Origin of the sequence: Streptomyces sp. NPDC051561 (genome assembly GCF_044454195.1) — a bacterium.
Taxonomy (GTDB): domain Bacteria; phylum Actinomycetota; class Actinomycetes; order Streptomycetales; family Streptomycetaceae; genus Streptomyces.
This window is the reverse complement of the sequence record NZ_JBITDM010000002.1, coordinates 542,572-558,990: the sequence shown is the minus strand read 5'-3', so window position 1 is coordinate 558,990 and position 16,419 is coordinate 542,572. Positions and strand designations below refer to the sequence as shown.

Here is a 16,419-nt window from a genome sequence, read left to right as displayed (position 1 = left end):
ACCCTCCTAGAAGAACGTGCGGACGAACTCGACGACCGTGCCGTCCGCGTCCACCACCGGAATCAGCTGCCACTTGTCGAAGATCGTGCACGGGTGGGACATCCCGAGACCGACCCAGTCGCCCACCTCCAGGCGTGCGCCCGCGTCCGTGGTCAGCCAGCCGTGCTGGTCGGAGAGGCCGGTGACGGCGATCCCGTCCGCCGGGCGGATCTTGCCGTCGCGCGCCGAGCGGACCACCTGGGCCTCGGGAAGATGCAGGTCGTACGCCGCGTCCCGCTTCCCCGCGTTGATGAAGGCCTGCGCCGGGGTCGGCCGCGACACCACCTGCGCCCACAGCCGGAACGCGGGCTGCAGCGAGCCTTCCTCCGGTACCCGGTTGAAGGGGGTCAGCTCCTTGTAGTGGCCGTCGTCGTGCGAGACGTACGCACCCGAGCGCAGCAGCTTCAGCACCGGCCGCGACAGCTCCGGGATCTGAGCGAAGACCTCGGCGACCGCGTCGAACCAGGCGCTGCCGCCCGCGCTGATCACGATCTCGTCGACCCCGTCGAACCGCCTGCGGAGGTCGAACTCCCGCGCCAGCGACACCAGTTGGCGCAGCCAGGTGCGGACCCGTTCGCCGTCCGCCTGCGGCACCTCGCCCTCGTACCCGGCGACACCCACCAGCCGCAGCGTGCCGGTGGCGGCCACCGCGTCGGCGACCTCCCCGCACTCCGCGACGGTACGGACCCCGGTGCGCGCGCCCTCGCCGGCGCCCAGCTCCACCACCACGTCCAGCGGGCGCGAGGCCCCGGCCGTGCGCAGCGCCTCGTCCATCAGCTCGACGCCGCGCACCGAGTCGACGTACACGACCATCCGGAAGTCGGGGTCGGCGTCCAGCTCGCCCGCGATCCAGCGCAGCGCGGCCGCGTCGACGACCTCGTTGGCGAGGAAGATCCGCTGGATTCCGTACGCCCGGTAGACCCGCGCCTGGTGCGGGACGGCGGCCGTGATTCCCCAGGCTCCGCGCGCCAGTTGGCGCTCGAAGAGCTGCGGGGACATGGAGGTCTTGCCGTGCGGGGCGAAGGCCAGGGAGTGGCGCTCGGCGTAGGTCTCCAGGAGTGCCAGGTTGTGGTCGAGGGACTCGGCGGAGAGGGCCAGCAGGGGAGTGGTGAAACCGCCGTCGAAGACGCTGCGGCGTTCGGCGGCCAGTGCGCCGACGGTGAGACCGGCGGCCTCCGCGTCCGGCGGGAGCGCCTTGAAGCGGTGGGTCACGGGTTCCTGCGCGAGCCGCTGCACAGCGTCCGACGTAACTCCCATGGCGGGTGCCTCCCTCCAGACCGTTGCAAATAATGCAACGGCCATTGCGTATATCGCTCACCGATGTCTAACATCCGAGCCGTGCCTGCACAACAGCCAGGAGCCACCGACGTCGCCTGTCTCGGCGAGTCCATGGTCACCTTCCTCCCCTCCCGCCCGGGACGTCTCGCCGACGTCCCGTCCTTCGGCCGCACCATCGGCGGCGCCGAGTCCAATGTGGCCTGCGCGCTCGCCCTGACCGGGCATGCGGCGAAGTGGGTCAGCCGGGTGGGTGCGGACGGCTTCGGCACCCACCTCCTCGAAGCGATCGGGGCGTACGGGGTCGATGTCACCTCCGTCACCCGCGACCCGCACCGCCCCACCGGTGTCTACTTCCGCACGGCCGACGACCGTGAGGACGCCGACCACGAGGTGGTCTACTACCGGGCCGGATCCGCCGCCTCCGCCATGTCCCCGGACACCGTCCCGCGCGCGTCCGTGCACGCCACCCGCATCCTCCACCTCTCCGGCATCACCGCCGCCCTCTCGCCCGACTGCCTCGCCCTGATGCGCACCCTGTGCGAGCCCTCGGCCGGCCGCCCCCTCCTCTCCTTCGACGTCAACTACCGGCCCAGCCTGTGGGGCCCGGCCGGTGGCGAGGGTCCGGACTGCGACGGCGCCTCCGTACTCCTCGACCTGGCCCGCCGCGCGGACCTGGTCTTCGTCGGAGAGGACGAGGCGGAGGCTGCCTGGGGGATACGGGGCGGGGTGCACGCGGTCCGCGCGGCGCTGCCGGAACCGGCGGTCCTGGTGGTCAAGCAGGGCGCGTCGGGCGCGACGGCCTTCGTGGGGGAGGGGGAGGTGTACGCCGTCCCCGCACCCGTGGTCGACGTGGTGGCCCCGGTCGGGGCGGGCGACGCCTTCGCCGCCGGGTTCCTCTCCGCGACCCTCCGCGATCTCGACGTACCGCTGCGGCTGCGGCACGGCCACCTGATGGCCGCCGCCGCGCTCACCGTCCCCGGCGACGTGGCCGAACCCCCCGTCCGCGCCCACGCGGATCAACTGGCCGCACTCGCCCCCGACGCCTGGGAGACACTTCGTCTCGGCCCCGGGTGGACCGGTCGGCAGCATCAGGAGGTACGTACGGCATGAGTCAGACAGTCGACCGCGCACTCAGCATCCTGCCCCTGCTCGCGCAGGGTCCCGCCGACCTCGGTCAGGTCGCCGAGCGGCTTGGTGTCCACAAGTCCACCGCCCTGCGCCTGCTCCGCACCCTCCACGAGCACGGCCTGGTCCACCGCCAGCAGGACCAGCGCTACCGCCTCGGCGCGCGCCTCTTCGCACTCGCCCAGGAGGCGGTGGAGAACCTGGACGTACGGGACATCGCGCACCCGTACCTCCAGGAGCTGAACGCCGAGTGCGGGCACACCATCCACCTCGCGGTGCGCGAGGAGGGTGAGGTTCTGTACATCGACAAGGTGGAAAGCCGCTACCCGGTGCGGATGTACTCGCGCATCGGCAAACCGGTCGCGATCACCGTCGCCGCCGTGGCCAAGCTCCTCCTCGCGGACCTCCCCGAGCCGGAGCGGCGCGCCATCGCCGAGAAGCTCGAATACCCCAGGTACACGGCCCGCTCCATCCTCAACTCCACGGCGTTCCTGCGCGAGTTGACCCTGGTGCGGGAGCAGGGCTGGGCCACCGACCTCGGTGGCCACGAGGAGTCCATCAACTGCATCGGGGCCCCCATCCGGGGTGCGGACGGCAAGGTGATCGCCGCCATGTCGATGTCCGCGCCCAATGTGGTCGTCACCGCGGAGGAACTCCTCACCCTCCTCCCGCTGGTCCGCCGTACCGCTGAAGCCATCAGCCGCGAATACTCCGGCTCCGGGGAATCTCCCTCCGGAGCCGTGTCCCACACCACCGGTTCCCCCGACACTCCCCAGAAAAAGGCAAGTTCATGACCAAGCTCGAAAAGACCGCGCTCACCCCCTCCACCCACACCGCCCCGCCGGCCAGGTTCTCGCACGGTGTGCGCAAGGGCAACATCCTCCAGGTCGCCGGTCAGGTCGGCTTCCTCCCGGCCGTCGAGGGCCAGGCCCCCACCCCGGCCGGTCCCACCCTGCGCGAGCAGACCCTCCAGACCTTCGCCAACGTCAAGGCGATCCTCGAAGAGGGCGGCGCCACCTGGGACGACGTGATGATGATGCGCGTCTACCTCACCGACACCTCGCACTTCGCCGAGCTCAACGCGCTCTACAACGAGTACTTCGCGGACCTCAAGGAAGCCCCCTCCGCCCGCACCACCGTCTACGTCGGCCTCCCCGCCGGCCTCCTCATCGAAATCGACGCCCTCGCGGTCCTGGGCTGAGCCCCTTCTCCCTTCCCCGCGGCCCCGCATTACCTCAGCCCGCTTGGGCGGCGGGGCCGCCCCCCCCGGGGGGGGGAACGGGCGGGCAAGGGGGCGGCCCCCAGGGAGTCGCACCCCGCCCGCCCCGGCCCACCCCGCCCCCGTACCCCCGCACCACACCCCACCCCCGCTGACCCGCATGCACCCCGGTACGACACCCCGCCTCCCCCACCGCGGACCGCCGTCCCGTGCTCCTCCCTGCCCCGAAGTCCCCCCGGACCGACCGGAGTTGACCGCACATGCACCTCACGGCACCACTCTCCCTCCTCCCCCTCGCCGCCGCCGACCCACCCAAGACGCCCCACACCGGCGGCCTCCTCACCCTGATCCCCGGCACCCCCGGCCTCCTCACCGTGGCCGCCCTGGGTATCGCCCTGCTCCTCCTCCTGATCATCAAGATCAGGCTCCAGCCCTTCGTGGCCCTCCTGGCGGTCTCCATAGCCGTCGGCCTCGCCGCCGGACTCTCCGTCACCGAGCTCTTCGGCACGGTCCAGAAGTCCGCCATCCCCTCCGTGATCGAATCCGGAATGGGCGGCATCCTCGGCCACGTGGCGATCATCATCGGCCTCGGCACCATGCTCGGCGCGATCCTCGAAGTCAGCGGCGGCGCCCAGGTACTGGCCTCCCGCCTGCTCGCCCTCTTCGGCGAGAAGCGCGCCCCCCTCGCGATGGGCATGACCGGCCTCATCTTCGGCATCCCGGTCTTCTTCGACGTCGGCATCTTCGTCCTCGCGCCGCTCGTCTACGCCGCCGCCAAGCGCTCCGGCAAGTCGGTGCTCCTCTACGCGATGCCGCTGCTCGCCGGTCTCTCGATGACCCACGCGTTCCTGCCCCCGCACCCGGGCCCGGTCGCCGCGGCCGGCCTGTTCAAGGTGTCCCTCGGCTGGGTCATCATGATGGGCATCGTGGTCGGCATCCCGGCCGTCCTCGCCGCCTGGGCGTACGGCGCCTGGATCGGCAAGCGGATCTTCGTCCCCGTCCCGCAGGACATGGTCGAGGCCGCCGAGGACGCCAAGGCGGCAGTCGTCGCCGAACAGCAGGCCTCCGGCATCGAGCCCCGCGAGACCCCGGTCTCCCTCGGCACCGTCCTCGCCATCATCGGCACCCCCCTGGTCCTCATCCTGGGCGCCACCTTCTCCTCCATCTCCATGGCGGAGTCCACCCTCCGCTCGGTGATCGAGTTCTTCGGCAACCCCTTCGTCGCCCTCACCATCGCCCTGTTCCTCGCCTACTACCTGCTCGGCATCCGCCGCGGCTGGTCGCGCAAGTCCCTGGAACAGGTCTCCACCGCCTCCCTCAAGCCGATCGGCAACATCCTTCTGGTCGTCGGCGCGGGCGGCATCTTCGGCGCGGTCCTCAAGGGCAGCGGCATCGCCGACGCCCTCGCCAAGACCTTCAACGACGTCGGCCTCCCCGTCATCGTCCTGGCCTACCTGATCTCGGTGGTCCTGAGGGTCGCCCAGGGCTCGGCAACGGTCGCCATCGTCACCACCGCCGGCATCGTCGTCCCCCTGGTCGAAGGCCAGGACCTCTCCCAGCCTCAGCTCGCCCTGATCATCATGGCGATCTCGGCCGGTTCGATCTTCGCCTCGCACGTCAACGACGGCGGCTTCTGGATGGTCGCCAAGTACTTCGGCATCTCGGAACGAGACACCCTGAAGTCCTGGACCGTCCTCGAAACCGTCCTCTCCGTCGCCGGCTTCGCGGTCGCGGCCCTCCTGACGCTGGTCCTCTAGCGGGGGCGGGCGGGGTCCGACGACCCCGCCCGCCATACTGGCCACCATGTCTCTCCCCCCGGACGGGTTCGGCCCGCCGCCCCCCGCGTACGGTCCCCCGAGCACCCCGTACGGAACCCCCCAGCCCCACCCGCACCAAACCCCCCAGCCCCACCCGTACAACAACCCGGCCCCCGCCTACGGCGCCCCCGCACCCCCGCCCCCCGGCCCCGACTTCCTCGCCGCCGACAAGCACCGCGCCGTTGTCATCGACTCCGCCGGTGTCTCCTTCGAGGCCAACGGCCGCACGATCGACTTCGGTTGGCGGGACCTGAGCAACGTCCAGTTCCGGCCCAGCCCCGCCGGACAGATGCTGATGGTCGCGGTGATCCTGCCCGACGGCCGCTTCTTCGAGTGCGTGGTGGATGCCCGCAAGGCGCAGATCCTCCAGCGGTGGCTGGCCGAGATTTCGTATGTCATCAGCGTTTACCGCCCGCACTGACCAGCCACGACGGCGATCCGGTACTGCGATCCGGAGACGAATCGGCCCGGCCCCTTGCATCTCACCGTCCCCGCCCGCTTTGGTGATCGAAGTTCATCAGGGGGACGAGCGGGAGGTACGGCAGCATGGCGGACAGTGTGCAGGGCAGTGGCAGCCGGGGAGTTGGCGGTACGGCGCCCCCGGAGACCGCCGCCGGCAGCCCTCGTAAATCCAGTTGGAAGTACATCGGTCCCGGCATCGTCGTGGCCGCCACCGGTGTCGGCGCCGGCGACCTCGTCGCCACCCTCATCGCGGGCAGCAAGTTCGGCTACACGCTCATGTGGGCCGCCGTCATCGGCTGCGTCGTCAAGATCGCACTGGCCGAGGCCACCGGCCGCTGGCACCTGGCCACCGGACGCACCCTCTTCGAAGGATGGCGCACCCTCGGGCAGTGGACCACCTGGTACTTCGCGATCTACGTCGTCATCTGGGGCTTCATCTACGGCGCGACCGCCATGTCGTCCTCCGCCCTGCCGATCGTGGCGCTCTTCCCGGAGGGGCCGAGCCTCAAGTTCTGGGCGATCCTCTGCGGTGTGATCGGACTGGCCTTCGTCTGGTTCAACCGGTACGCGGTGTTCGAGAAGGTCATGACGGTGCTGGTCGGCGTCATGTTCGTGGTCGTGGTGTACGTCGCGATCCGGGTCGGCCCGTCCGTCGGCAAGTCCTTCGCGGGCCTCGCGCCGGTCCTGCCGGACGGGTCGCTGCTCTACACCCTCGGTCTCATCGGCGGCGTCGGCGGAACCATCACCATGGCCGCGTACGGCTACTGGGTGAACGCCAAGGGCTGGACCAACTCCTCCTGGATGAAGGTGATGCGCCTCGACAACCGGGTCGCCTACATCACCACCGGCATCTTCGTCGTCGCCATGCTGATCGTCGGCGCCGAGCTGCTGCACTCCTCCCACCTGGCGCTCACCAAGGGCGACAAGGGGCTGATCGATCTCGGCAAGATCCTGGAACAGCGCTTCGGGGCGACCACCGCCAAGCTCTTCCTCGTCGGCTTCTTCGCCACCTCCTTCTCGTCCCTGATCGGGGTGTGGCACGGGGTGAGCCTGATGTTCGCGGACTTCGTGGAGCGGTTCCGCAAGGAGCGGGCAGGGGTGCCGGTCGAGGCGGGCGCCGCGGCCGAGGTCGCGGAGGGCAAGCGCGAGAAGTCCGTCCCGTTCCGGGCGTACGCGCTCTGGCTGACCTTCCCGCCGATGGCGCTGCTCTGGCTGGACCAGCCGTTCGGCCTGGTCGTGGTCTACGGCGTGCTCGGCGCGTTCTTCATGCCGTTCCTCGCGCTGACCCTGCTCTGGCTGCTCAACTCCTCGCGCACGCCGTCCGAGTGGCGCAACGGCATCCTCAGCAATGTGCTGCTCGCGGTGAGCGGGCTGCTGTTCGTGGTGTTGTGCGTGCAGCAGATCATCGACCTGTTCTGAGACCGTTCCGAGTGGTACGAACACCGAGTGGTACGAAGACTGAGTGGTACGAAACCGGAGGGGCCCGCCGCACACCCGCGGTGGGCCCCTCCGGCGTACCCCAGGAGCGCATGGATCTACGGCAGCCGCCGCACATGCCCCCCGACCGCCTTCGACCACTCATTGCCGTACGTCGCGTCCCAGTTCGTCGACCACGCCATCGCCCCGCGCAGCGTCGGGTACGTCTTCTCCGGCTTGAACTTGCCGCAGCCGGTGCCCCTGGTCAGGCAGTCCAGCGCCCGGGTGACCGTCGCCGGTTCGACGTAACCCGCCTCGGCGCTGTCCTTGTTGGTGGGCAGGCCGAGGCCCACCTGGGACGGGTCGAGGCCGCTCTTCAGCGGGATGCAGGCGAGCGCGACGATGAAGTCCACCGAGCCCTGCTGGTAGGACTCGCCGTCGCAGCCGAGCATCGAACCGCTGTTGTAGTACTGGGTGTTGACAGCCGTCAGGAAGTCCTTGGTGCCGAGCGCGGCCTTGAAGTACTCGCTCTTGGTGTCCTGCATGTCGACGGTCTGCGGGGCCATCGTCAGCACGAAGCGCTCGCCCGCCTTCGCGCGCAGCGACTTCAGCGCGTCGATCATGAACTCGGCCTCGAAGCCGTCGTTCTCGGTGTCGATGTCGACCCCGTCGAAGCCGTACACCGTCATCAGCCGGTGCACCGAGGCCGCGAACCGGTCCGCGGCCGCCTTGTCCTTCACCTCGACCGTGCCGTGCTCGCCGCCGACCGAGACGATCACCATCCTGCCCTTGTCGTGCTTGGCCTTGATGTCCGCCTTGAACTCGTCGACGGTGTACCCGCCCAGCGCGTCCGAGGCCAGCTCGAAGCCGACCTCGCCGCTCGGGGCGTCCTTCCCGGCGGCGTCCGCGAAGGAGACCGCGATGATGTCGTACGCGTCGGGGACCTCGGACAGCTTCTGGGCCTTGGTGCCCTCGCTGGTGAAGTTCTGCCAGTAGCCGGTGAGCGCGTGCGCGGGGACCTGGGGCGCCCCGGCGGCCTTCCGGACGGGTTCCTTGCTGCCGCCCCCATTGCCCCCGCCCCCGTTACCCCCGCCGCCCCCGTCCGAACACGCCCCCAACACCCCCACCAGCACGGCCGTTACGGTCGTCGCCACGGCGCCGACCGCGAACCGGGAAGGGGAGTGAGGACGGCGGCGGAGGGTTCTGACCACTTGATGGCTCCAAAACGGGTGCGACGGGACGGAATACCCAAAATTTGTTCGCCCCCCTCCCGATGTCAAGCGGATCACCGGCCCCCGGGGCCTGAAGTATGGCCGGAAAGTCTCTCCCGCTGGTCCTAAACGGAACCCATGATCACAAGCGGTAGCCCATTCACGACATGCTGTCATCCCGCCTTCCGGTATCTAAGCGGAGTGGGATGAACCCGCTCCGTGAGGCAACTTCTGTGCGACTCAAGTCAGTTACGGAGGCGTGCGGGATCCATGGAAGCGGTTCTCTACCACGTATGACGTGGTTAAAGTGCTGAGGCAGCACATGTGAGGGGAACGGGCGAGCGAACGGCAACAAGCGCCACAGGTGAGCGACGTGCAGTAGGCGTGCGACGGGGAACGGGGACATCGACGTGCCGACAGCGATAGCCGTGACCAGTGCCGACCTGGTACTGAGTCCGAGCGATCACCAGACCCCGACGGCAGCCGTGCTCCAGCCACCGAGCGCCCAGTCCTTCGACGCCGCGCTCGCCGACATGAACGTCCATCTGGAGCGGCACGGTTACGTCGTCGCCCTCTACCCGGCCTCGATCCCGGCCGCCCACGAACGGCGCATGCACGCGGTCCGCTCCGTCCTGGAGACCGACCGCATCGCCCTGCTCAAGCTGGACCTGCCCCCGCTCGGGGTGGCCGTCCTCGCCCGCCAGCTCCGCCAGCTCTCCATCTGTGACTTCAGCGCGGGTGTCGTCGCCTCCGCGGCCCGGCTGCTCTCGCACTACGTGTACGCCGGCGCCCTGCTCGGCACGGTCGCCAAGCTGGACCGCATTCCGGTCAGCCTGAAGGCGCACGCGAAGTCTTGGATGCCGGGCGCCCAGTTCGCCGTACTGGCCAATCCCGAACCGCAGTTGATCAAGGTCGGCGGTGAGGAGACCCTGGCCGGACCGGAGTTCTCCACCCAACTCGCCTTCGGGCGGGGTCAGCTGAGCTCCACGTACGTCACCGACACCCTCGCGCCCTCCTGGAAGATCCAGACCGCTCACGAGGTCGGGCTGCCCGCCGGGTCCGCCGCCTGGTGGGGGACGCCCAAGGTGGTCGAGTTCGCGGCGTTCCTGCCCGATATCTCGGTCCTCTACCAACTGGTGTCCTCGGTACGGCGCGAGCAGTGCCACTGGTGCGGAATACAGCTGATAGGGGACCGCTGCGGATTCTGTTCCGCCCCGGTGGCCCCTGCCGAGAACCAAAAGCACGCCGCCGGTGTCCTGAACCGTGGGTCCACGTAACGCCCACGGGCACCACCACGCTCCAAGTCCGTGGTCCGCAATGTCCGTTGTTCTGTTCCGCACAGTCAGTTGACCTGCTCCGACGTTCCTGATCGAGGTTGCACGCACAATGAACTCACGCCAGCGCCGCGGCATCATCCTGCTGCTTCTGTCGGTCCTGTGCGCCATCGGCGCGTTCGTCGGCGTGCTCTCGGTGATCCGCGACGTGAACTCCAAGGTCGGCCCCGAGGTCACCGCGTACCGGCTGAAGGGCGACGTCGCCCCGTACCGGACCCTCACCGAGGCCCAGTTCGAGAAGGTCGAGATGCCCAAACGCTGGCTCTCGCAGAACGCGATCACCGACATGGCCGAGATCCGCGGCAAGATCGCCGTCACCCAGCTCAAGGCGGGCTCGCTCCTCCAGACCGACATGCTGGTCAGGAAGCCCCAACTCCAGGAGGGGGAGCAGGAGATCGCCATCATGATCGACGCCGAGACGGGCGTCGCCGGCAAGATCACTCCTGGCTCGCGGGTCAACATCTACGCCACCTTCGACGGCGTCGTCGGCGCGCAGGGCATCAAGGGCAACGCCGAGTCCCGCGTCATCGTCTCCGGCGCGCGCGTCATCGACGTCGGCAAGATCACCGCCCTGGAGCCCAAGCCCACCGAGCGCAACGCCAGCCGCAAGGCGAAGGAAGCCGTGCCGATCACCTTCGCGCTCACCACCCTGGACGCGCAGCGGGTCGCCTACTCCGAATCCTTCGCCCAGCACGTCCGCCTCGCCCGCATCCCCGACGGCAGCGACCCCAACATCACCCCCCGCGACCGCATCTACAACCTCCCCGGGGACAAGTAGTGCACCCCACGGCCACCACGACCCCCTCCGCCCTCGTCAGCCCGCTTGGGCGGCGGGGCCGCCCCCCGGGGGCGGAACGGGCGGGCAAGGGGGCGGCCCCCGACGGAGTCGCACCCCACCCGCCCCGGCCCAACGTGAGGACGGCCCCATGACGACCCGCATCCTCCCCGCCGTGGGCGACCCGGACGCCGCCCGCGCCGTCATCACCCTCCTCAGCCAGCTCCCGGACGCCGAACCCGCGAACCCGGTCACGGACTCGACCGCGCTCCTGGACACCCTCGCGCGCCTCGCCCAGGAGTCCCTGGACGAGCTGCCCGAGGTCGTCCTCGTCCACGAACGCATCGGCCCGGTCCCCGCGTTGGAGCTGATCCGCGAGGTAGCCCTGCGCTTCCCCGCCGTCGGCGTCGTCCTCATCTCGGCGGACGCCAGCCCCCATCTCTTCACCGCCGCCATGGACTCCGGCGCCCGGGGCCTCGTCGGCCTTCCGCTCAGTTACGAGGAACTGGCCGGCCGGGTCCAGAACGCCGCCTCCTGGTCCGTCGGCGTCCGCCGCCATCTCGGCGCGGGCCCCGACGTCTTCTCGGGCCCCGGCGGCACCGTGGTCACCGTCACCGGCGCCAAGGGCGGCATGGGCGCCACCCTGTGCGCCGTCCAACTCGCCCTCGCGGCAAGGGCGTCCGGCCGTACCGTCGCCCTGGTCGACCTCGACCTCCAGTCCGGTGACGTCGCCTCCTACCTCGACGTACAGTTCCGCCGCTCCATCGTGGACCTCGCCGGGATCTCCGACATCTCCCCCCGCGTCCTCCAGGACGCCCTCTACACCCACGCCACCGGTCTCGGCCTGCTGCTCGCCCCCGCCGAGGGCGAACGCGGCGAGGAGGTCACCGACCGGGTCGCCCGCCAGGTGGTCAGCGCTCTCCGCAACCGCTACGAGATCGTGGTCGTCGACTGCGGTACACAGATGAACAGCGCCAACGCCGCCGCGATCGAAATGGCCGACCAGGCCATCCTGGTCGTCACCCCCGACGTCGTGGCGGTACGGGCCGCCAAGCGCATGGTCCGCCTCTGGGACCGCCTCCAGATCCGCAAGGCGGAGGAGACCACCACCGTCGTCAACCGCCACACCCGTAACACCGAGATCCAGCCGCCCCTGGTCGAGAAGATCACCGGCACCCGGGTCGCCCGCAGTGCGATCCCGTCCCACTACAAGGAACTCCAGTCGGCAGCCGACGCCGGCCGCCTTCAGGACCTCGACAGTCGGAGCACGGTCAAGCAAGCACTCTGGGCACTCGCAGGGGAGCTGGGACTCGTGAAAACCACGGAATCGTCGGGCGGCAGAGGCCGCAACTCCAAACACAACGACCGCGGCTCGATCGGCCTGCGAGGCCGAAAGGACCGCGAGCACCGGGACCACCGGGAGCACGGCGACCGGGGCGCGGTCACTGCCGAACTCGCCGGAATGTTCCCGCTGATCCTCATCGTCATGGTGATCATGTGGCAGGCCGCCGTCTGGGGCTACACGTACTCCCTCGCGGGCAACGCGGCCGACGAGGGCGCGCGCGCCGGCACGGCGGCATACGGCGACGGCGGCTCCGGCGTCCCCGAATGCCAGGCCGCCATCCGCGAACGCCTCCCCGGAGCCTGGGACGTCAGCAACGCCACCTGCAACCCCGAGGGCAACCTCTACAAGGCCCGCGTCACCCTCACCACCCCCATCCTCTTCCCCGGCGCAGGCAACTTCGGCTGGGACACGGACGGCGAGGCCGGCGCCGCCCTGGAAGGAGGCAACTAATGCCGAACGCACCCGAGTTGGCCCTCCGCGCCTCCCTCCGCACCCGCCTCCGGGCCATGACCGGCCCCGACCGCGACAAAGGTGTGGCCGCGCTCGAATTCGCGGGGTTTCTTCCGCTTCTCCTCCTGATAGCCGTGGCCGCCCTCCAGTTGGGCCTCGTCGGTTACGCCGCCAGCCAGGCGGGCTCCGCAGCGCGGGCAGCCGCCCGGGTCGAGTCCCAGGAGGACACCCGGGGCCAGTGCCAGGCCGCCGCCCGCGAATCCATGAGTGGCTGGCTCGCCAACCGCACCGACGTCACCTGCTTCGGCGGCGACGTCGTCACCGCCACCGCCACCGTCACCGTCCCCGCCCTCATCCCCGTCTTCGACGTAGCCACCATCACCAAATCCGTCTCCATGCCCTCCGACGACTAACCCGACCCCGCCCCGACGGCAGACCGGGCCGCCCCCTCCCACCCCCGGTAGCCCGCTTGGGCGGCGGGGCCGCCCTTCCCTCCCACCCCCGGTAGCCCGCTTGGGCGGCGGGGCCGCCCTCCGGGGGCGGAACGGGCGGGCAAGGGGGCGGCCCCCCACGGAGTCGCACCCCACCCACCCCGGCCCACCCCGACCCCGTACCCCCGCAGGACCCGTACAGCAACCCGCCCCACCCAAGGAGCCCGCCCCATGAGCCTGCGGCAACGCATCGCCGCCCCCGAGGAAAACTCCGGGGGGCGGGAGGACGGCCACCTGGTCGCCACCTACCGGGCCAAACTCCTCGAAGAAATCGACCTGGCCGAGATGTCCAGCCTCGCGGCGGCCGAGCGAAGGGCCCGCCTGGAGCGCGTCCTGGGCCACATCATCAGCCGCGAAGGCCCCGTCCTCTCCACCTCCGAGCGCTCCCAGCTCATCCGCCGGGTGGTCGACGAAGCCCTTGGACTCGGCGTCCTGGAACCCCTCCTCGAAGACGCCTCCATCACCGAAATCATGGTGAACGGCCCCGACTCCATCTTCGTCGAGCGCGCCGGCCGGGTCGAACAACTCCCCATGCGCTTCGCCTCCAACGAGCAGCTCATGCAGACCATCGAGCGCATCGTCTCCACCGTCAACCGCCGCGTCGACGAGTCCAACCCGATGGTCGACGCCCGCCTCCCCTCCGGCGAGCGCGTCAACGTCATCATCCCGCCGCTCTCCCTCACCGGCGCCACCCTCACCATCCGCCGGTTCCCCAAGGCGTACCGCCTCGACGAGCTGATCGCCCTCGGCACGCTCGACCACAACATGCTCATGCTCCTGAGCGCCTTCGTCCGGGCCCGCTTCAACCTCATCGTCTCCGGCGGAACCGGCTCCGGAAAGACCACCCTGCTCAACGCCCTCTCCGGCCTCATCCCCGACCACGAGCGCATCATCACCGTCGAGGACGCCGCCGAACTCCAGCTCCAGCAGGCCCACGTCATCCGCCTGGAAACCCGGCCCCCCAACGTCGAGGGCAAGGGCCAGATCACCATCCGCGACCTCGTCCGCAACTCCCTGCGTATGCGCCCCGACCGCATCATCGTCGGTGAGGTCCGAGGCGGCGAGACCCTCGACATGCTCCAGGCCATGTCCACCGGCCACGACGGCTCCCTCGCCACCGTCCACTCCAACAGCGCCCAGGACGCCCTGATGCGTCTCCAGACCCTGGGCTCCATGTCGGAGGTGGAGATCCCCTTCGAGGCGCTCAAGGACCAGATCAACAGCGCCATCGACGTGATCGTCCAGCTCAGCCGCATGGCCGACGGCTCCCGCAAGATCACCGAGATCGTCATCCTGGTGTCCCACGGCCGCGAACAGTTCCAGATCGCCACGGTCTCCCGCTTCAACGCCCAGCCGATGAGCCCGGACCGCCTGGTGCACGGCCAGTTCGAGCACCTCCCGCTGCCCCGCCGCATCGCGGAACGCCTCTACCTCACCAACGAGCCGATCCCGCCTGCCTTCGGCGTCCAGAACGACCCGCTCCAAGACTCGCTCTACGTCCGAGAGGCTCAGTAGGTACCGGCCATGGTCACCCAATCCACCGCACCCACAGCACCCACCGGGCCGGCACCCACAGAGCTGGCCGCCGTCTTCGGCGAGCTGAGCAACCCCGCCCTGCTCACCGTCGGCGCCACGCTCCTCACCTGCGTGCTCGCCACCATCGGCCTGCACATCTTCTCGTCGGGCCGAGCCGAGCGCGCCGCCCTGGAGAACCGCCTCGCCCTCACCGCCGCCACCGAGACCGGCCGCAGCCGTTACTTCCGGGGAGTGGACCGCCGCCTCCGCAAGACCACCTTCGGCAAGAAGCTCCAGCTCAGGCTCTCCGCCACCGGGCTGGACGTCACCCCCGGCGAGTTCTTCGTGTACGTCGTGGTGGGCGCCGCCGGACTCTGGCTGATCGCCACCTCGGTCCTGGCTCCCTTCTTCGGTCCGATCGCCGCCGTGGTCGCCATCTGGTCCTCGGTCACCTTCCTCAACTGGCAGCGCCAGAAGCGCATCGAAGCCTTCATCAACCAGCTCCCCGACCTGTCCCGCATCCTCGCCAACGCGACGGCGGCGGGCCTGGCCCTGCGTACCGCACTCGGCATGGCGGCGGAGGAGCTGGAGGCCCCGGCGGGCGAGGAACTCGCCACCGTGGCGAACCAGTTGGCGGTCGGCCGCTCGATCGACGAGGCTCTCGGTGAGCTCGCCGACCGGCTCCCCTCCCGGGAACTGGTCGTTCTGGTCACCACCCTGGTCCTCTCCAACAAGGCGGGCGGTACGGTCGTCGGCTCGCTGCGCAACCTCACCGAGACCCTTGAGGAACGCAAGGAGACCCGGCGCGAGGTCCGCACCATGCTCTCCGAGGTCAACGCGACGGCGTACACCGTCCCGCTGATGGGCCTCGGCGCCATGATCATGCTGAATTCGATGACCCCGGGCTCCATGGAGAAGATGACCGGCCATCCCATCGGCCAGATCGTCGTCGCCGTCTCGGTCGCCCTGTACGCACTCGGCTTCGTGGCCATGCGCCGCATCGGCAAGATCGACGTCTGAGGGGACGGGGAGAAAAGGAAATGTCAGCACTCATCGGCCTCGGCCTCGCCCTGGTGGTCGGCCTGAGCGTCGCCGGAATCGCCTACGGCATCAAGCTCTACCGCGCAGAGGCCAAGGTCCCCACCGACCTCGCCATAGCCCTGGAGATCGGCGCGTCCCGCGTCTCCGCCAAGGACTCGGCGATCGACCGGGCGGGCATGCGCTTCGCCCCCACCGTGCTCTCCACGATGGGCCCCAAGCTCGTCGACAAGAAGCGCCGCAAGATCGACATGGCCGGCAACCCCGGCGGTCTCACCCTCGACCGCTATGCGGCCAGGCGTGCCGCGTACGGCATCTTCGGCGGTCTGACCGGTCTGCTCTGCCTGATCAGCGGCTACAACCTGTTCGCCGTCTTCTGCCTGGCGTACGGCTGGTTCGCGGCCGACCTGCTGATCTGGCAGGCCATCCGCGCCCGCAAGGACGTCATTGAACGCACCCTCCCCGACTTCCTCGACGTACTCGCCGTCGTCGTCAGCGCGGGCCTCGGCTTCCGTCAGGCGCTCGACCGGGTCGCCGAGAAGTACGAAGGCCCGTGGGCCGACGAACTCCGCATCACCCTGCGCCAGATGGACATGGGCGTCAGCCGCCGCATCGCCTTCGAGGAGATGCGCAAGCGCAACGAGTCCGAGCAGGTCTCGCAGTTCGTCACCGCGCTCCAGCAGGGCGAGGAACTCGGTGCCCCCATCGCCGACACCCTCATCCAGATCGCCAACGACATGCGCCGCACCGACGCCCAGAACTCCCGGCGCCGCGCCGCCAAGGCCATCCCCAAGACCACGGTGGTCACCCTCGTCTTCATGGTCCCGGCCACGCTGATCCTGATCGTGGCGAACATGTTCCTCGGATCCGGCGCGGACGTCGGCTCGATCTTCGGCGGCTGATG

The 16,419-nt window shown here is 69.8% G+C and carries 15 protein-coding genes; 13 read left to right on the top strand and 2 right to left on the bottom strand.

Annotation, left to right across the window (positions count from 1 at the left end):
* Nucleotides 1–6: 6 nt before the first annotated feature.
* Nucleotides 7–1,296, bottom strand: coding sequence for an amino acid deaminase (locus ACIA73_RS06890; protein WP_399437225.1), 1,290 nt, complete (start codon nucleotides 1,294–1,296; stop codon nucleotides 7–9).
* A 63-nt stretch (nucleotides 1,297–1,359) separates the two neighbouring features.
* On the opposite strand from ACIA73_RS06890, the gene ACIA73_RS06885 reads away from it, so the two are divergent.
* The 6 genes from ACIA73_RS06885 to ACIA73_RS06860 all read left to right on the top strand — a co-directional run bounded on the left by ACIA73_RS06885 (nucleotide 1,360) and on the right by ACIA73_RS06860 (nucleotide 7,359).
* On the top strand, nucleotides 1,360–2,427 hold the full coding sequence (locus ACIA73_RS06885; protein WP_399437224.1) for a sugar kinase: 1,068 nt from the start codon (nucleotides 1,360–1,362) through the stop codon (nucleotides 2,425–2,427).
* Entirely contained in the window at nucleotides 2,424–3,236 is an 813-nt protein-coding gene (locus ACIA73_RS06880; protein ID WP_399437223.1) for an IclR family transcriptional regulator, read from the top strand. Before ACIA73_RS06885 ends, ACIA73_RS06880 begins: the two co-directional genes overlap by 4 nt.
* Nucleotides 3,233–3,643: a RidA family protein gene (locus ACIA73_RS06875; protein WP_399437222.1), complete on the top strand. Its 411-nt coding sequence runs from the start codon at nucleotides 3,233–3,235 to the stop codon at nucleotides 3,641–3,643. The genes ACIA73_RS06880 and ACIA73_RS06875 overlap by 4 nt, the downstream gene beginning before the upstream one ends.
* A 278-nt stretch (nucleotides 3,644–3,921) precedes the next feature.
* Nucleotides 3,922–5,418 carry a GntP family permease gene (locus tag ACIA73_RS06870; RefSeq protein ID WP_399437221.1) on the top strand — a complete coding sequence of 499 codons (1,497 nt, stop codon included), beginning with the start codon at nucleotides 3,922–3,924 and terminating at the stop codon, nucleotides 5,416–5,418.
* 46 nt (nucleotides 5,419–5,464) lie between these two features.
* A complete protein-coding gene (locus ACIA73_RS06865; protein WP_399437220.1) occupies nucleotides 5,465–5,899 on the top strand; it encodes a hypothetical protein in 435 nt (144 codons plus the stop codon).
* A 125-nt stretch (nucleotides 5,900–6,024) separates the two neighbouring features.
* The gene (locus tag ACIA73_RS06860) at nucleotides 6,025–7,359 is read left to right on the top strand and encodes an Nramp family divalent metal transporter (protein WP_399437219.1); all 1,335 of its coding nucleotides are present in this window, start codon (nucleotides 6,025–6,027) and stop codon (nucleotides 7,357–7,359) included.
* Between the two features lie 116 nt (nucleotides 7,360–7,475).
* Here the strand turns inward: ACIA73_RS06860 and ACIA73_RS06855 are convergent, their stop codons facing one another.
* Nucleotides 7,476–8,510, bottom strand: coding sequence for a chitinase (locus ACIA73_RS06855; RefSeq protein WP_399437218.1), 1,035 nt, complete (start codon nucleotides 8,508–8,510; stop codon nucleotides 7,476–7,478).
* A gap of 467 nt (nucleotides 8,511–8,977) precedes the next feature.
* Between ACIA73_RS06855 and ACIA73_RS06850 the strand changes: the two genes are divergently transcribed.
* From ACIA73_RS06850 to ACIA73_RS06820, 7 genes are all read left to right on the top strand, one after another.
* The gene (locus ACIA73_RS06850; RefSeq protein WP_399437217.1) at nucleotides 8,978–9,844 is read left to right on the top strand and encodes a hypothetical protein; all 867 of its coding nucleotides are present in this window, start codon (nucleotides 8,978–8,980) and stop codon (nucleotides 9,842–9,844) included.
* Between the two features lie 109 nt (nucleotides 9,845–9,953).
* Nucleotides 9,954–10,679, top strand: a complete 726-nt coding sequence (gene cpaB, locus ACIA73_RS06845; protein ID WP_399437216.1) for a Flp pilus assembly protein CpaB — start codon at nucleotides 9,954–9,956, stop codon at nucleotides 10,677–10,679.
* A 148-nt stretch (nucleotides 10,680–10,827) separates the two neighbouring features.
* A complete protein-coding gene (locus tag ACIA73_RS06840; RefSeq protein ID WP_399437215.1) occupies nucleotides 10,828–12,471 on the top strand; it encodes an AAA family ATPase in 1,644 nt (547 codons plus the stop codon).
* Nucleotides 12,471–12,884, top strand: a complete 414-nt coding sequence (locus ACIA73_RS06835) for a TadE/TadG family type IV pilus assembly protein (protein ID WP_399437214.1) — start codon at nucleotides 12,471–12,473, stop codon at nucleotides 12,882–12,884. The genes ACIA73_RS06840 and ACIA73_RS06835 overlap by 1 nt, the downstream gene beginning before the upstream one ends.
* A 249-nt stretch (nucleotides 12,885–13,133) precedes the next feature.
* Nucleotides 13,134–14,477 carry a CpaF family protein gene (locus tag ACIA73_RS06830; protein ID WP_399437213.1) on the top strand — a complete coding sequence of 448 codons (1,344 nt, stop codon included), beginning with the start codon at nucleotides 13,134–13,136 and terminating at the stop codon, nucleotides 14,475–14,477.
* Nucleotides 14,478–14,561: 84 nt separating this feature from the next.
* The gene (locus ACIA73_RS06825) at nucleotides 14,562–15,497 is read left to right on the top strand and encodes a type II secretion system F family protein (RefSeq protein ID WP_399437475.1); all 936 of its coding nucleotides are present in this window, start codon (nucleotides 14,562–14,564) and stop codon (nucleotides 15,495–15,497) included.
* 20 nt (nucleotides 15,498–15,517) lie between these two features.
* Nucleotides 15,518–16,417 (top strand): DUF5936 domain-containing protein, encoded by a 900-nt coding sequence (locus ACIA73_RS06820; RefSeq protein WP_399437212.1) that lies wholly within the window; start codon nucleotides 15,518–15,520, stop codon nucleotides 16,415–16,417.
* The last annotated feature ends 2 nt before the right edge of the window (nucleotides 16,418–16,419 follow it).

What these genes read in the sequence shown, in the direction of transcription:
- ACIA73_RS06890 (WP_399437225.1), bottom strand. Translation starts at nt 1,296, where the DNA reads ATGGGAGTTACGTCGGACGCTGTGCAGCGGCTCGCGCAGGAACCCGTG.
- ACIA73_RS06885 (WP_399437224.1), top strand. Translation starts at nt 1,360, where the DNA reads ATGTCTAACATCCGAGCCGTGCCTGCACAACAGCCAGGAGCCACCGAC.
- ACIA73_RS06880 (WP_399437223.1), top strand. Translation starts at nt 2,424, where the DNA reads ATGAGTCAGACAGTCGACCGCGCACTCAGCATCCTGCCCCTGCTCGCG.
- ACIA73_RS06875 (WP_399437222.1), top strand. Translation starts at nt 3,233, where the DNA reads ATGACCAAGCTCGAAAAGACCGCGCTCACCCCCTCCACCCACACCGCC.
- ACIA73_RS06870 (WP_399437221.1), top strand. Translation starts at nt 3,922, where the DNA reads ATGCACCTCACGGCACCACTCTCCCTCCTCCCCCTCGCCGCCGCCGAC.
- ACIA73_RS06865 (WP_399437220.1), top strand. Translation starts at nt 5,465, where the DNA reads ATGTCTCTCCCCCCGGACGGGTTCGGCCCGCCGCCCCCCGCGTACGGT.
- ACIA73_RS06860 (WP_399437219.1), top strand. Translation starts at nt 6,025, where the DNA reads ATGGCGGACAGTGTGCAGGGCAGTGGCAGCCGGGGAGTTGGCGGTACG.
- cpaB (WP_399437216.1), top strand. Translation starts at nt 9,954, where the DNA reads ATGAACTCACGCCAGCGCCGCGGCATCATCCTGCTGCTTCTGTCGGTC.
- ACIA73_RS06840 (WP_399437215.1), top strand. Translation starts at nt 10,828, where the DNA reads ATGACGACCCGCATCCTCCCCGCCGTGGGCGACCCGGACGCCGCCCGC.
- ACIA73_RS06835 (WP_399437214.1), top strand. Translation starts at nt 12,471, where the DNA reads ATGCCGAACGCACCCGAGTTGGCCCTCCGCGCCTCCCTCCGCACCCGC.
- ACIA73_RS06830 (WP_399437213.1), top strand. Translation starts at nt 13,134, where the DNA reads ATGAGCCTGCGGCAACGCATCGCCGCCCCCGAGGAAAACTCCGGGGGG.
- ACIA73_RS06820 (WP_399437212.1), top strand. Translation starts at nt 15,518, where the DNA reads ATGTCAGCACTCATCGGCCTCGGCCTCGCCCTGGTGGTCGGCCTGAGC.